Raw genomic sequence first — 15,440 nt, 5'->3', positions numbered from 1 at the left:
CCATCTCACGCGCCGGATCAGATCTGCGCCACCGTCAGAACGGTCGCCGCCACGATATCCTCGACCGAGGCGCCCCGGCTCAGATCGCAGACCGGCTTGGCAAAGCCCTGCAAGAACGGCCCCAGCGCCTGCGCGCCGCCCAATTCCTGGCAGAGTTTGTATCCGATGTTGCCCGCATCCAGCGTCGGGAAGATCAGCACATTGGCCTTAACCGGGGCGATGCCCTTCTTCTCGGCAATCGCAGGATTGAGCGCCGCATCCGTCTGCACCGGACCTGCAAACCCGCTGGCCTCTGCCGCCGCGCGCACCAGCGCCACACTGTCGCCATCGCCTGAGGTGCCGGTGGAAAACGACAGCATCGCAACCCGCGCAGCCCCCAAGAGCGCCTCGGCAGAGCGCGCAGAAGCCCGTGCAATATCAGCCAGTTGCGCGGCATCCGGCGCCACGTTGACGGCACAGTCGGCAAACACCAATTCGCGCCCATCGGGAAAGATCATCAGGAAAAACGACGAGGCGGTGCTGACCCCTGCATCCAGCCCGATGCCGATGCTCGCCGCCTCGATCACCCGGCGCGTGGGCACATCCGCACCCGCCACCATCGCATCCGCTTCGCCCGCAGAAACCATCGCGGCCGCACGGTACAAGGGTTTTGCGAGCATCCGCTTGGCAATCCCCTCTTTCATGCCGCGCGCGGCCACCAGCACCTCCACATGCGCGTCAGACAGCGGCGCCAAAGGCACCGCCTCCACCAGCCCCTCGCGGGTCAGCTGGTCGACGGCGGCCGCCACTCTGGGATCGTCCATTTCGGGGAACACCACCCGCGCCTTGCGGTTGCGGGCGTGCGCATATGCCTTTTCAAGTACAGTCATTTTTATCTCCCTTGCGGGGAAAGGAGCCAGCAATGAGCGATGACGTCAAGATCAACCGGGGCCTGAAGGGGATCTACTTCGAACGCTCCGGGGTCTCCGACATTGATGGCGCCAAGGGCGAGCTGAGCTATCGCGGCTATTCGATTCACGATCTCGCCACCCACTCCACCTTCGAGGAAGTCTGCTACCTGCTGATCCACGGCGAGCTGCCCACTGCCGAGGAACTGGCCGGTTTTGACGCCGCGCTGAAATCCGCGCGGGTGCTGCCGTCGGCGGTGCTCGATATCATCCGCGCCACCAAGGATGGCCATCCGATGGACGTGCTGCGCACTGCCGTCTCCGCCCTCGCCGCGCTCGAACCAGACAGCCAGCAGGTGGGCGAAGACGCCTTCGTTGCAAACGGCATCCGGCTGATTTCGCAGGTGCCGATCATCATCGCCGCCCATGACGCGATCCGAAATAACCGCGAAGTGGTCGCGCCCGACATGGATCTCAGCCATGCGGGCAACTGGCTGTGGATGCTGAAGGGTGAAAAACCCACAGCCGAGGCCACCCGGCTGGCGGATGTGGATTTCATCCTGCACGCCGAACATGGCGCCAATGCCTCCAGCTTTGCCGCGCGCGTCACCATCGGGACCGAAACCAATCTGCACGGCGGCATTGTCACCGCGCTCTCTACCCTTGCAGGTCCGGCCCATGGCGGCGCTGCCGAAGACGTGATGAAGATGGTGCATGAGATCGGCACCCCCGACAAAGCCGCCGCCTACGTGAAGGCCAAACGCGCCGCCAAGGAGGCCGTCACCGGATTTGGCCACCGCGTCTACCGCAAGGAAGACCCCCGCGCGCGGCACATGCGCGACGGCGTGCGCCAGCTGGGTGCGGAAATGGGCGCGCCGGAATGGTATGAAATCCTGCAAGCCGTGGTCGAGACGATGCAGCCCTACGCGCGCCATGGTCTCAACGTGAATGTCGATTTCTACTCCGGCGTGATCTACCAATTGCATGGTATCGCGATGGATCTCTACGTGCCGATCTTTGCCATCGGGCGGATGCCCGGCTGGATCATCCAGTGCATCGAACAGCAGCGCGGCAATATCCTGATCCGCCCGCTGACCCTTTACAACGGGCCGGAACCCCGCGCCTATATTCCGATAAATACGCGCTGATCCGCGACACTCCGCGCCATATCACATAACGCCGCCCGGCCCATGCAGGCCCGGCGCATCATCAAACAGGGACACCATGGCACATACCCAGCCCCAGCTAGACACCTCGCCGCCCGTGTCGGACGAGATCCGCCAGACCACCTGCTACATGTGCGCCTGCCGCTGCGGCATCAACGTCCACATGAAAACCGGCGAGGACGGCCAGAAGAAAGTCGCCTATATCGAAGGCAACCGCGATCACCCGGTGAACAAGGGCGTGCTCTGCGCCAAAGGCTCCGCCGGCATCATGCAGCACAACGCGCCCTCGCGTCTGCGTGCGCCAATGAAACGCGTCGGCCCGCGCGGCTCCGGCAAGTTCGAGGAAATCTCCTGGGACGAGGCGCTGGACATCGCTGCGGGCTGGCTGGAACCGATCCGCGAGGATAACCCCGAAAAGCTGGCGTTTTTCACCGGCCGCGACCAGTCCCAGAGCTTCACCAGCTTTTGGGCGCAGAACTTCGGCACCTGCAACTATGCAGCCCATGGCGGTTTCTGCTCGGTCAATATGGCCACCGCCGGCATCTACACCATGGGCGGCGCGTTCTGGGAATTCGGCCAGCCCGACTGGGACCATACCAAGCTGTTCCTGCTGTTCGGCGTCGCCGAGGATCACGACAGCAACCCCATCAAGATGGGCATCGGCAAGATCAAAGCGCGTGGCGCGCGGGTCATCGGCGTAAACCCGATCCGCTCTGGCTATAATGCGGTGGCTGACGATTGGGTCGGCATCACGCCGGGCACCGACGGGCTGTTTATCCTGGCGCTGGTGCATGTGCTGATGAAGGCCGGCAAGATCGACCTAGACTACCTCGGCCAGTTCACCAATGCGCCGGTTCTGGTGAATCAGGACCCCAAGAGCCCCGACTATGGCTTATTCCTGCGTGATGACCACGGCGCACCACTTGTGATCAACCGTACCACAGGCAAGCTCGCCCCCTTTGACATGCGCGGCGTACGTCCCGACCTGGGCGGCTCATTTGAGCTGGATGGCATCACCCATGTCTCCGTGTTCCAGCTAATGGCCCAGCGCTATCTCAGCGACGACTACGCCCCAGAAGCCGTGGCCGACCGCTGCGGCATCCCCGCCAAACGCATCCGCGCAATCGCATCCGAGCTGGCCCGCGTCGCCTTTGATGAGGCGTTTGAGCTGGATCAGGAATGGACCGATTTCCGTGGCGAAACCCATAAAACGATGAAGGGCCGCCCCGTCGCCATGCACTCCATGCGCGGCGTGTCCGCCCATGCTAACGGGTTTCAAACCTGCCGTGCCCTGCATGTGTTGCAGATCCTGCTGGGCACGGTCGAGGCCCCCGGCGGTTTCCGCTTCAAACCGCCCTATCCCAAACCGGTAGAGGCGCATCCCGCGCCCCATTGCCGCGTCACCCCGAACAAACCGCTGGATGGCCCGCATTTGGGCTTTGTCCACGGACCGGAACATCTGGCGCTGAAAACCGACGGCAGTCCGGCCCGCATCGACAAGGCCTTCACCTGGGAAAACCCGATGTCCAGCCACGGGCTGATGCATATGGTGATCTCCAACGCCCATGCCGGCGATCCCTACAAGATCGATACGCTGTTCATGTATATGGCGAATATGTCGTGGAACTCCTCGATGAACACGCGCGGCGTGATGGAGATGCTGACCGACACCGATGACAACGGCGACTATGTGATCCCCCGGATCATCTATTCGGACGCCTATTCCTCGGAGATGGTGGCCTATGCCGATCTGATCCTGCCCGACACCACCTATCTGGAACGCCACGACTGCATCTCACTGCTGGACCGTCCCATCTGCGAAGCCGATGGCGCAGCCGATGCGATCCGCTGGCCTGTGGTCGAACCAGACCGCGATGTGCGGGGTTTCCAGACCGTGCTGGTGCAGCTTGCCAATAAGATGAAGCTGCCCGGCTTCACCCATGAAGACGGCACCGCCAAATGGCAGGACTATGCCGACTATATCGTGAACCATGAACGCAAGCCAGGCATCGGCCCGCTGGCTGGGTTTCGTGGTGAAAATGGCGACAAGGTTGGCCGGGGCGAGGTGAATCCCGAACAGCTGAACAAATACATCGAAAACGGCGGTTTCTTTGTCGAACATATCCCGGCGGAGGCCAGCTATTTCAAACCCTGGAACATGGCCTATCAGGACTGGGCGGTGAAGCTCGGCCTGTTCGACAGCCCACAGCCCTATCTATTCCAGCTCTATGTCGAACCGCTGCGCAAATTCCAGCTGGCCGCCGAAGGTCACGGCGAACGCCAACCGCCCGAGCATCTGCGCGACCGTATTCGCCAGACCATGGACCCGCTGCCGATCTGGTACGAAACCGACCAGCAGGGCAACGAGGGCTACACCGTCAATGCGCTCACCCAGCGCCCTATGGCGATGTATCACTCCTGGGGCACCCAAAACGCCTGGCTGCGCCAGATCCACGGGCGCAACCCGCTTTATGTGCCGACCAAACTGATGCGGCAAAACAATCTCAGCGATGGCGACTGGGCCAAGGTCACCTCCCCCCATGGCGAAATCACCGTTCCGGTGATGGAGATGGCCGCGCTCAATGAAAACACCGTCTGGACCTGGAACGCCATCGGCAAGCGCAAGGGCGCCTGGGCACTGGAGGAAAACGCCCCAGAAGCGACCAAGGGCTTCCTGCTGAACCATCTGATTCACGAGCTGCTGCCGCCCAAGGGCGACGGCCTCCGCTGGGCCAACTCCGACCCGATCACCGGTCAGGCCGCATGGTTCGACCTCAAGGTGAAGATCGAGAAAGCCGCCGCGCCGGACGATCTGAGCGAAAGCCAACCCGCCATCCCGGCGCAGGCCTCGCCGGTGGGCACCGGCCCCAAAGACCTCACATGGAAGGTGGGCAAATGATCGACCCAATTTTCTTCGAAGAAAATTGCCAAGAAAATACCCGTCTTCTTGGTTCCGCAACTTGTACTGAGGGTATGCAATGACCGAGCTTCCCACCAGGACCGACCGCAAGATGGGTCTGGTCATTGACCTTGATACCTGCGTCGGCTGCCATGCCTGTGTGATCTCCTGCAAGGGCTGGAACACCGAAAACTATGGCGCGCCGCTCAGCGATCAGAACGCCTATGGCGCTGATCCATCCGGCACCTTCCTCAACCGTGTGCATTCCTATGAGGTGCAGCCGCCCGAAGGTCACGCCCAGCTGGTGCATTTCCCGAAATCCTGCCTGCACTGCGAGGACGCCCCCTGCGTCACCGTCTGCCCCACCGGCGCCAGCTACAAGCGGGTGGAAGACGGTATCGTGCTGGTGAACGAGGACAATTGCATCGGCTGTGGCCTATGTGCCTGGTCCTGCCCCTATGGCGCGCGCGAGTTGGATCTGGCCGAAGGGGTGATGAAGAAATGCACCCTCTGCGTCGACCGGATCTACAATGAGAACCTGCCGGAGGTGGACCGTGTGCCCTCCTGCGTGCGCACCTGCCCGGCAGGCGCGCGCCATTTTGGCGATCTGGGGGATCCTGACAGCGATGTCTCCAAACTGGTGGCCGCGCGCGGCGGCATGGATCTGATGCCGGAAATGGGCACCAAACCGGTGAACAAATACCTGCCGCCCCGCCCCAAGGACCAGATCGAGGATCAGATCGACATCCTCGCCCCGCTGCTGGCCCCCGTCGCCGAAGATCCCAAAGGCTTCCTTGGCTGGCTGGACAAGGCGCTTGATAAGCTTCCGGGACAGACCACAGGGGGGGCGAGCTGATGCATCCGGCACCATCCGTTATCATCTTCACCACTCTCTCCGGTCTGGGCTTTGGGCTTTTGACCTTCCTTGGCCTCGGCAAGCCCGAGGTCACCGGCTGGGTTGCCTTTGTGTTCTATGCCATCGCCTTTGGCTTTGCGGTGGGCGGGCTTCTGGCTTCGACGTTTCACCTCGGCCGACCGGAACGGGCCTGGCGCGCCTTCACCCAGTGGAAAACCAGCTGGCTCAGCCGTGAGGGCATCTGCGCGGTTGCAGCCCTCATCGTGATGGGGCTTTTTGCCTTTGGCGCGGTGTTTCTGGACACCCATTGGTGGGCGCTTGGCTGGCTCGGTGCGGCGCTGTCGCTGGCAACGGTCTTTACCACCTCGATGATCTACACCCAGCTGAAGACCATCCCGCGCTGGAACATGTCCCTGACGCCGGTGATGTTCCTGTCCTTCAGCCTTGCGGGCGGATCGCTGCTGGCTGGAGCGGAAGCGCTGGCGCCCTGGCTTCTGGCCATCGCAGGCTCGGTGCAGCTGGCCTATTGGGCCAAGGGCGATCAGGCCTTTGCTACCTCTGGCACCAATATGGGCACCGCCACCGGCCTTGGCGATCGCGGCACCGTGCGCGCGTTTGAGCCGCCCCATACCGGCTCCAATTATCTGCTGCGCGAATTCGTGCATGTTGTCGGGCGCAAACACGCGCAGAAACTGCGGGTCATTGCCTTTGCCCTTGGCTTTGCGCTGCCCTTGATCTGCCTGATCCTGCCAGTTGAGGGTCTGATGCTCAAACACCTGCTCGCAGGCGTCGCCGTGCTGCTGCATATCGCCGGTATTGCCGTGTCGCGCTGGCTGTTCTTTGCCCAGGCCGAACATGTGGTCGGGCTTTATTACGGCAAACGCTGATCACCACCAAAGACCACGATCAGGGCGCCCCAGAGGCGCCCTTTTTTCATTGAATGCGCATCCTTTTTCAAAAAATCGCGCCGGTCATGTCACAAACCCGCCCGCTGCCTCGTCCTGTTTCTGAACCCATCAGAAAGGACCAAACCCATGACCCAACGTCTCGATTATTTCTCCGTCGCCGGTGATCTCTTCAAACCGATGCTGGAGCAGGAGAATCTGTTCAAGAACAGCACGCTGGAATACAGCGTGGTGGAGCTGGTGAAGCTGCGCGCCTCGCAGATCAACGGCTGCGCCTTCTGCATCCACATGCACACCCATGAGATGCGCGCCCACGGTGAGAGCGAGGATCGGATGCATCTGCTGAACGCCTGGCGTGAATCGCCGCTCTACACGCCCCGCGAACGCGCCGCCCTGGCGTGGTGCGAGGCACTAACGCGGGTGGAGGCCACCGCCGCACCGGATGCCGATTATGACGCCATGGCAGACCTGTTTGAGCCGCGCGAACAGGTGCTGCTGACGCTGCTGATTGGCGCCATCAACAGCTGGAACCGCATTGCAATCGGCTTTCGCAGCGCCCACCCTGTGAGCGAGGACCAGACCACAGGGGCCAACGCCGCGTGACTGCACAGATGAAAGACACAGGAACCGATGCGTTCCTGACCGCGCGGCCGCGATTGTTTGCGGCCGCCTACAGGATGCTCGGCAGTGTGACGGACGCCGAGGACGTCTTGCAGGATGCCTATCTGCGCTGGCAATCCGCACCCCAGGGCGAGATTCTGGATACCACCGGCTATCTGATGCGGATCACCACGCGGCTGTGCCTTGATCAACTGAAATCGGCCCGCAAACGGCGCGAGACCTACCCCGGTGAATGGCTGCCGGAACCGGTGCTCACCGATGACGCCACAGAGCAGCTGGACCATGACGTCTCGATTGCGCTGCTCCTGGCACTGGACGCGCTGTCGCCGCTCGAACGCGCGGCCTTTCTGCTGCATGATATCTTCGACAGCTCTTACGGGGATGTGGCCGCCGCCCTGAACCGCTCGCCCGAGGCCTGCCGCCAGCTCGCCACCCGCGCCCGCCGCAAGGTGCAGGCGCTGCGCCCCCAGCGCCCCGGCAACCCGGATGAAGGGCGCGCGCTGACCGAGGCGTTCTTTCGCGCCTCCAAGACCGGTGACACCGCCGCCCTGACCAGGCTGCTGACCGAAGATGTGCAGCTGATTTCCGATGGCGGTGGCAAGGCGACTGCGGCGCTCAACCCGATCTACGGGCGCGACAAGGTGCTGCGGCTGCTGGCGGGGCTTGCCCGCAAGAGCAATCAGACAGCCCCCGAACAATGGCGGTTGTGCCAGCTGAACGGGTTGCCTGCGATGCTGACCCGGGCCGAGGACGGCATCCTGCAAGCCACCTCTCTGGATATTCGCGACGGCCGGATTGCCCGCATCTATGTCACCCGCAACCCGGACAAGACCCGGCATCTGGCGGCGGCTCTGCCGTGATGGCTAGCCCCCCGTTGCCCGGCGGCGCGCGCAGCGTTTACCGGGCCTGCACGCTGATTGGCTAAGCTGCTGGGGATCGCGATCTGCTCCGGGATTTACGACCCCGGACACCATGGAAACCGGCCCCGCTGGCAGGAATGCCGCCGGGGTCCGTGCAAAACAGTTTGGCACCGGGGCAGTGACGCGCCCCGCAGCTTCCAGCCTTTCCCGGGATCCTTCCTCGGGGCGGCGCCGCCTTTTTATTCTCGACGGATCTGGCGCTGGGGATGTGACCCTGAACCGCCAGTTAGAGACAGAAGACAGCCCAAACGAAACAGACCGGAACGCAGCAGCGTCCCGGTCCGAAAAACCATGTCTATGGTCGGTGTTCTGCGCTTACAGCAGGCCCGCGTGTACCATCGCGGCATCAATCGCGGCCTTGGTGCTGTCGGTCAGACCGGTCAGCGGCAGGCGGATCTCCTCGCTGCACAGACCCAGTTTCGACAGGCCGTATTTCGCTCCGACCAGACCCGGCTCAATGAAAATCGCCTCATGCAGCGGCATCAGTTTGTCCTGATACTCCAGCGCCAATGCGTAGTCACCCGCCAGCGTCGCCGCCTGGAATTCCGCGCAGAGCTTCGGCGCCACATTGGCCGTCACCGAGATGCAGCCGACGCCGCCATGGGCGTTGAACCCCAGCGCCGAGGCATCCTCGCCGGACAGCTGCACAAAATCCGCACCACAGGAGGCGCGCTGCTGCGACACACGGGCGATATCGCCGGTTGCATCCTTCACGCCGATGATGCGCTCCAGCTTGGCCAGTTCGCCCATGGTGGCGGGGGTCATATCGACAACCGAGCGACCGGGGATATTGTAGATCACGATCGGAATATCGGCGCAGTCATGCAGCTCGGTGAAATGCGCAATCAACCCGCGCTGAGTCGGCCTGTTGTAGTACGGCGTCACCACCAGCGCGGCATCGGCACCGACCTCGGCTGCAAACTGCACAAACCGCTTGCCCTCAACCGTGTTGTTGGAGCCCGCACCGGCAATCACCGGCACCCGGCCAGCGGCGGTTTTCACCACCTCGGCAATCACGGTTTCATGCTCTTCATGGGTCAGCGTCGGGCTTTCACCGGTGGTCCCGACCGGGACCAGCGCAGTTGAGCCCTGGTCAATATGCCATTCGACCAAGCGTTTGAGCGTATCCAGATCCAGCTCGCCGTTGGAAAACGGGGTGACGAGGGCTGGCATAGAACCTTTGAACATGGGCACGCTCCCTTTGCTGTTCGTGCAGGCGCGATTGCGCCGCCTTGGGTGATGGACATGCCGGGGATTTGAGTTGATACCGGCAGGTCACGGATTATCGTCATTGGCTCTATCCCCGGAACGTTGGAAAATGCAAGAGATGACACGCATTCTGGCCCTCATTGCCCTCATTTCCGCCAGCCTGAGCGGCCAACCTGCCATGGCGGCCGACCTTGGTCGCGCGCTGGAGCTGATGCGCTCGGAAAAATGGAGCGAGGCGGGGCGCAGTGCCGGGCGCGAAACCACCGTGGCCCGCGACGTCATCGAATGGCACCGCCTGCGGGAGGGCATGGGGTCGGTCTCTGATGTTGTGGCCTTTCTGGCGCGGCGTGCCGACTGGCCGGGGCTGGACCTTCTGCGGCGCAAGCACGAGCCGCAGATCGCCGAAGCCAGCCGCGACACCATTCTGGCCTATTACCGCGACCATCGCCCGCAGACCGCCGAGGGCGCGCTGAGCTATGGGCGTGCGCTGATCGGGGCCGGGCAAAAGGGCGAAGGCGAGGCCGAGCTGGTGCTGGCCTGGCGTACAATGCCGATGGGGTCGGTGATCCAGGACGACTATCTGAAAGACCACGCCAAGCTGCTCTCAGCGCATCACGCGGCCCGGCTCGACCAGATGTTGTGGGACAATCACAAGGTCAGCGCGCGGCAGATGCTGTCCCTGGTCAGCGCCGATCAGCGCAGGCTGGCGGAGGCGCGCCTCGCCCTGCAAGACGGCGAGCCGGGCGTTGACGGCAAAATCGCCGCCGTCCCCGACGCGCTGAAGGATGACGCGGGTCTCGCCTATGACCGCTTTGCCTGGCGCGACCGCAAGCGGCGGCAGGAGGATGCCATCAGCCTGATGATGGACCGCAGCACCTCGGCCAAGAAACTGGGACAGCCCGAAAAATGGCTGCGCCGCCGCCGGGATCTGGCGCGGCAGGACATGCGCGACGGCAACCACGAACGCGCCTATCAGCTGGCCGCCCATCACTTTGCCACGGCGGATGCAGGCTATGGCTATTCCGACTGCGAATGGCTGGCCGGCTATATCGCCCTGCGCAAGCTCAACGACCCCGAGCTGGCCGCCTATCACTTCGAACGCTTCCTCGCCTCGGTCGAAAGCCCGATCTCAATCGGACGCGGCGGCTATTGGCTGGGTCAGGCCTATGGTGCCCACGGCGATATCGAAAAAGCCCATGCCGCCTATGCCAAGGCGGCAGATTATCAGACGTCTTTCTACGGGTTGCTGGCGGCAGAGGTTCTGGGCCGCCCCTTTGATCCCGATCTGATCACCCCGCCGCAGCTGCCCGACTGGCGCGCGGCCAGCTTTTTGAACTCCACCGTCGCAGAGGCCGGCCTGCTGCTGTTGCAGGCTGGCGATCTGGCCCTGGCGGAACGCTTCCTCACCCATCTGGTTGAGGGGCTGGGCCCGGTCGAGGCGCGGCAGCTGGGCGAGATGGCGGTGGCCATGAACGAACCGCATCTGGCAGTGATGATCGCCAAACGCGCCGCACAGACCGGCGAAGAGCTGGAAGCGGCCTATTTTCCGCTGCATCCCGTGGCCGAGAAAGATCTGCCGATGGCGCGGGAGATGACCCTTGCCATTGCCCGCCGCGAGAGCGAATTCGACCCCATCGTGATCAGCCATGCCGGCGCGCGCGGATTGATGCAGGTGATGCCCGCCACCGCCAAGCTGGTGGCCTCGAACATGGGTCTTCTGGCCGATCACACCACCGGGCGGCTGATCTCCGACTGGTCCTATAACGCGCTTCTGGGGAGCAATTACCTGGCCGATCTGGCGGGCGAGTTCAAAGGCAATGTGGTGATGATGGCCGCAGGTTATAACGCAGGCCCCCATCGCCCCAAGGCCTGGATGGAACGCTACGGCGATCCGCGCGATGGCACGCCGGGGATTGTCGACTGGATCGAACACATCCCCTTCAACGAGACGCGCAACTACGTGATGCGCGTCACCGAGAGCCTGCCGATCTATCGCGCGCGCCTTGGCAAACCGCCGCTGCCGGTGCCGTTTTCCAAGGAACTGGCCGGATCAACTCTTGACGCGTTCGCGCCATAGGGTGAACAGGCCGGCTGCCACGATAATGGACGCACCGATGGCGACATTGGTGCGGATCACCTCGCCAAAGACAACCACCCCAAGTGCCGCGGCCCAGATCAGGTGGAAATAGGCAAAGGGCTGCACCGCGCTGGCCTCGGCCATCTCATAGCATTTGATCAGCAGCCAATGCCCGGTCACACCCGTGAGGCACAGGACGGCCATCCACATCCAGTCGCCCTGGCTCATCGGCTCCCAGTACCAGATGCCGACAAGGGTCATCGCCACCATGCCCGCAACCCCGGTCCAGAAGAAACTGGTCGCCGTGCTGTCGCGCCGCGCTGCATAGCGGGTGATCAGACCATAAAGCGCAAACATCAGCGCCGAGACAAACGGGATGATCGCCAGCGGATCAAAGACACCGACGCCCGGTTGCAGGATGATCAGCACGCCAATCAGCCCCACCGAGATCGCCGCCCAGCGCCGCCAGCCGACCTTCTCGCCCAGCACCGGCCCGCTCAGGGCCGCGACCAGCAGCGGATAGCAGATAAACACCGCCACGCTTTCGACCAGCCCAAGCACGGTGAAGGCATAGACAGCCACGCAGATTTCCGCCACCAGCAGCACGCCGCGAAAGACCTGCAACCCCAGCTGATCGGTGCGGGCCGTGGCGCGAATACCTCCCGGTGCGCGCGCCGCAAGTGCAATCACAAACAGCGCAAAGAACCAGTAACGCACCATGATCACCATGAAGGTGTTGTACTGCCCCGCAAGATGCCGCGAGATGCCATCCTGCAAGGCAAACACAATGGTTGCCGCAATCATCAGAAGCACGCCGGCGGTGACGTTGTTCTGCTGGATGATCCGGGGCGGATGAGGCTCCAGCATCTTGGCGTCGGGGCGCATGGTCATCGCAATATTGCCTTTGTCATATGCCGCTTGCGCCCGAAACCGGGCTTGCGTGTTACGTCAAATCCGGCAGCCTCCAGCCCGCGGCGGACAAATCCCGCCGCCGTGTAGGTCGCCGCCGTGCCGCCTGCCGCCGTGTGACGGGCAACCTCTTCCAGCAGGTCGTCCTGCCACAGCTCCGGGTTCTTTGCCGGGGAGAACCCGTCCAAGAACCAGGCATCCGCCTTGCCTGTCCACTCCGGCAGCGACACGCGGGCGTCGCCGGTGAGGACAGTGACACGCAGGTTGCCGAGATCGCAGACGCCCGCCCCGCCCCAGACCGCCAGAAACCGTTCGGCCCAGGGCGCCACCTCGGGAAAGGCCTGAAGCGCACGGGCCATATCGTCCGTGGCCATCGGAAAGGCCTCGAAACTGGTGAAATGCAGCACCGCTGCGGTGTCATGTTCAGCCTGCGCCGTCTCCCAGGCCCGCCAGGCGGCCAGCAGGTTCAGACCGGTGCCAAAGCCGAGTTCGGCAATATGGAAATCCGCACCCGCCTCCGCCGCAGCGGTAAAGCGATTAGAAAGATCATTGCCGCCCAGAAACACATGCTCCGTCTCGGCCAGCCCATCATGGATGGAGAAATAGGGATCGTCGAACTGATCCGACACCGGAATGCTGCCATCCCGCCAGCTGAGCCGGGCCTGCTGGTCTGCCATGCTATAATCCCCTAAGTGATGTGGTGAACGACGCGACACTGGCGAAAGGGTGCAGGAATGGCAATGGCGGATATCACCATACGCGGGGCCGGGATCTTTGGCCTGTCGATTGCCTGGGCCTGCGCACGGCGCGGCGCCAAGGTCCAGATCATTGATCCCTTTGGCGCCGGGTCAGGCTCCAGCGGCGGTCTGGTCGGCGCGCTGGCGCCGCATGTGCCGGAGAACTGGAACCCAAAGAAACAATATCAGCTGGAAAGCCTGCTGATGGCCGACGCCTTCTGGGCCGAGGTTGAGGCAACCGGCGGGGTGTCTCCCGGCTATGGGCGCACCGGGCGGCTGCAACCGATCAATGATCAGCGGACATTGGATCTGGCCCATGACCGCGCAGAAAGCGCCCGGACGCTGTGGCGGGGACTGGCGGGCTGGTCCGTCATCGCCGCCGCCGACGCAGGGCCATGGGTGCCGCCCAGCGCCAGCGGATATGTCATCCACGATACGCTCAGCGCCCGGATGCACCCGCGCCGCGCCTGTGCCGCGCTGGTGGCAGGGTTGTCCGTCATGGGGATCGAGGTGCAGGCAGAGGGCGCCGATCAGGGACAGGTGATCCATGCCAAGGGCTATGCAGGACTGCTGGAGCTGAACGACAGGCTGGCAGGCCCCGGCGGCGTGGCCGAGGGCAAGACGCTGGGCAATGGGGTCAAGGGTCAGGCGGCGCTGCTGCGCTTTGCCGAGGGGGATGTGCCGCAGCTATATGCCGACGGGCTGCACATCATTCCCCATGCCGATGGCACCCTCGCGATTGGCTCCACCAGTGAACGCAGGTTTGACGACCCGACCAGCACCGACAGCCAGCTTGACGATGTGATCGCGCGCGCCTGCGCCGCCTTGCCGGTGCTGCATGGTGCCGAGGTGATCGAACGCTGGGCCGGGGTGCGGCCCCGCGCCCGCTCACGCGCGCCGATGCTGGGCGGCTGGCCCGGCAGGAATGGTCATTTCATTGCCAATGGCGGCTTCAAGATCGGCTTTGGCATGGCGCCAAAGGTGGCCGGGACAATGGCAGATCTGGTTCTGGACGGAAACGACGATATCCCGGACGGGTTCCGGGTCGAAGATAACTTCTGAATGTCAGGCGAAGGGGCAGAGCAATGATCGCCTATATCACCATCGGTGCCAATGACATGGCAAAGGCGAAGGCCTTTTACACCGCGTTTCTGCCGGTGCTTGGCTATGGTCTCAGCGAGGGGCCGGAAGGGCTGAGCTTTGCCCTGCCAGTGCCGGAGGGAGAGCTGCCGACCCTGCCCGATTTCTATGTGAAGCCGCCGTTTGATGGCGCTGCCGCCTCGGCTGGGAATGGCGTGATGGTGGCGTTTCAGGCCCGCGATCAGCAGCAGGTGCGCGACCTGCACGCGGCGGCGGTTGCGGCGGGCGGATCTGATGACGGCCAGCCGGGGTTTCGCGCGGCCTATAGCGCCGGGTTTTATGTCGGCTATCTGCGCGACCCTGACGGCAATAAGATCGCGCTGTTTTCCAACTCTCCCGACGAGCCGGGCCGCGACGGGTGATCAACGCGGCAGACGCCGACACAAAGACAGCCCCGAAGCGGTGATTGCGCTGCGGGGCTGGTTGATCTCTGGTCTGGTTGATCTCTGGTCTGGGTCCGCTCAGCGCGCGATTTCGGCCCGCAGCGCCGTCATCAGCGTTTCCAGCGTTTTGACATACATCTCGCCCTTTAGGCGGCCGCCTTCGTCGAATTCGGACTGCGATGCCGCCACATGCACCTGCGGTGCGGTCAGCACGCGGGGCTGAAACGGCACCAGGAATGTGCGCAGCAGCATCTGCGACTTCTCCCCGCCGGCGCGGCCCGCAGCGGCGGACATGACGGCCACCGGTTTGTCCTGAAACGGTTTGTTGCTGGTGCGGCTGACCCAGTCGAGAGCGTTCTTCAACACGCCAGAGGGCGCGCCGTTATATTCCGGGGTGGAGATGATCACCGCATCCGCCGCCTCGATCTGATCCGCAAGTGTCTGAACCGCTGCGGGAATGCCATTGGCCTGTTCGTCGTCACCGTCATAAAGCGGCAGATTGAGATCGGCCTCGCTCACCTCGGCGGGACCGAACAGGCGCAGGGCCTCGGCCAGCAGTTTACGGTTGGTGGCGCCCGCACGCAGCGAACCGGAGATGGTCAGGATTTTGGGGTCGGACATGGTGTGATGCCTCTTTCGGTTTTGAATTTCTGTCTCGGACAAACCTATGCCGTCAGGCCGGTGAGAAAACCCCGACGCCTGCGCAGCCGATGTGCAGTCATCCACACAAC

Annotated in this window: 14 protein-coding genes; 9 read left to right on the top strand and 5 right to left on the bottom strand. The window is 63.4% G+C overall.

Annotated features, from left to right (window positions below; translation table 11 throughout):
• Positions 1 to 17 precede the first annotated feature (17 nt).
• Positions 18 to 869: a phosphate acyltransferase gene (locus tag WLQ66_RS13360; RefSeq protein ID WP_340546824.1), complete on the bottom strand. Its 852-nt coding sequence runs from the start codon at positions 867 to 869 to the stop codon at positions 18 to 20.
• Positions 870 to 901: 32 nt separating this feature from the next.
• On the opposite strand from WLQ66_RS13360, the gene WLQ66_RS13355 reads away from it, so the two are divergent.
• The 6 genes from WLQ66_RS13355 to sigJ all read left to right on the top strand — a co-directional run bounded on the left by WLQ66_RS13355 (position 902) and on the right by sigJ (position 8,194).
• Positions 902 to 2,035 (top strand): citrate synthase, encoded by a 1,134-nt coding sequence (locus WLQ66_RS13355; protein WP_340546823.1) that lies wholly within the window; start codon positions 902 to 904, stop codon positions 2,033 to 2,035.
• Between the two features lie 76 nt (positions 2,036 to 2,111).
• Complete coding sequence (locus tag WLQ66_RS13350) at positions 2,112 to 4,952, top strand: molybdopterin oxidoreductase family protein (protein ID WP_340546822.1); 2,841 nt, start codon at positions 2,112 to 2,114, stop codon at positions 4,950 to 4,952.
• A gap of 79 nt (positions 4,953 to 5,031) precedes the next feature.
• The gene (locus WLQ66_RS13345) at positions 5,032 to 5,808 is read left to right on the top strand and encodes a 4Fe-4S dicluster domain-containing protein (RefSeq protein WP_340546821.1); all 777 of its coding nucleotides are present in this window, start codon (positions 5,032 to 5,034) and stop codon (positions 5,806 to 5,808) included.
• Complete coding sequence (locus tag WLQ66_RS13340) at positions 5,808 to 6,695, top strand: dimethyl sulfoxide reductase anchor subunit family protein (RefSeq protein WP_340546820.1); 888 nt, start codon at positions 5,808 to 5,810, stop codon at positions 6,693 to 6,695. Before WLQ66_RS13345 ends, WLQ66_RS13340 begins: the two co-directional genes overlap by 1 nt.
• A 147-nt stretch (positions 6,696 to 6,842) precedes the next feature.
• The gene (locus WLQ66_RS13335) at positions 6,843 to 7,316 is read left to right on the top strand and encodes a carboxymuconolactone decarboxylase family protein (protein ID WP_260099135.1); all 474 of its coding nucleotides are present in this window, start codon (positions 6,843 to 6,845) and stop codon (positions 7,314 to 7,316) included.
• A gap of 8 nt (positions 7,317 to 7,324) precedes the next feature.
• Positions 7,325 to 8,194, top strand: a complete 870-nt coding sequence (sigJ, locus tag WLQ66_RS13330; RefSeq protein ID WP_374015521.1) for an RNA polymerase sigma factor SigJ — start codon at positions 7,325 to 7,327, stop codon at positions 8,192 to 8,194.
• A 375-nt stretch (positions 8,195 to 8,569) separates the two neighbouring features.
• Here the strand turns inward: sigJ and dapA are convergent, their stop codons facing one another.
• A complete protein-coding gene (gene dapA, locus WLQ66_RS13325) occupies positions 8,570 to 9,442 on the bottom strand; it encodes a 4-hydroxy-tetrahydrodipicolinate synthase (RefSeq protein ID WP_340546818.1) in 873 nt (290 codons plus the stop codon).
• Between the two features lie 139 nt (positions 9,443 to 9,581).
• Here dapA and WLQ66_RS13320 point away from each other — a divergent pair, with 139 nt between their 5' ends.
• Positions 9,582 to 11,540 (top strand): lytic transglycosylase domain-containing protein, encoded by a 1,959-nt coding sequence (locus tag WLQ66_RS13320; protein ID WP_340546817.1) that lies wholly within the window; start codon positions 9,582 to 9,584, stop codon positions 11,538 to 11,540.
• Here the strand turns inward: WLQ66_RS13320 and WLQ66_RS13315 are convergent.
• Entirely contained in the window at positions 11,514 to 12,431 is a 918-nt protein-coding gene (locus tag WLQ66_RS13315) for a DMT family transporter (protein WP_260093550.1), read from the bottom strand. The genes WLQ66_RS13320 and WLQ66_RS13315 overlap by 27 nt on opposite strands.
• A complete protein-coding gene (gene mnmC2, locus WLQ66_RS13310; protein ID WP_340546816.1) occupies positions 12,428 to 13,126 on the bottom strand; it encodes a tRNA (5-methylaminomethyl-2-thiouridine)(34)-methyltransferase MnmC2 in 699 nt (232 codons plus the stop codon). The genes WLQ66_RS13315 and mnmC2 overlap by 4 nt, the downstream gene beginning before the upstream one ends.
• Positions 13,127 to 13,183: 57 nt before the next feature.
• On the opposite strand from mnmC2, the gene WLQ66_RS13305 reads away from it, so the two are divergent.
• Positions 13,184 to 14,248, top strand: a complete 1,065-nt coding sequence (locus WLQ66_RS13305) for an NAD(P)/FAD-dependent oxidoreductase (RefSeq protein WP_340546815.1) — start codon at positions 13,184 to 13,186, stop codon at positions 14,246 to 14,248.
• A gap of 23 nt (positions 14,249 to 14,271) precedes the next feature.
• Positions 14,272 to 14,688, top strand: a complete 417-nt coding sequence (locus WLQ66_RS13300) for a VOC family protein (RefSeq protein WP_260101075.1) — start codon at positions 14,272 to 14,274, stop codon at positions 14,686 to 14,688.
• A gap of 99 nt (positions 14,689 to 14,787) precedes the next feature.
• Here WLQ66_RS13300 and WLQ66_RS13295 read toward each other — a convergent pair whose 3' ends face one another.
• Complete coding sequence (locus WLQ66_RS13295) at positions 14,788 to 15,330, bottom strand: NADPH-dependent FMN reductase (protein WP_260101076.1); 543 nt, start codon at positions 15,328 to 15,330, stop codon at positions 14,788 to 14,790.
• Between the last annotated feature and the right edge of the window lie 110 nt (positions 15,331 to 15,440).

The sequence above is a fragment of the Phaeobacter sp. A36a-5a genome, from assembly GCF_037911135.1.
Lineage (GTDB): Bacteria > Pseudomonadota > Alphaproteobacteria > Rhodobacterales > Rhodobacteraceae > Phaeobacter > Phaeobacter bryozoorum.
This window is presented reverse-complemented; position numbering and strand designations above follow the sequence as displayed.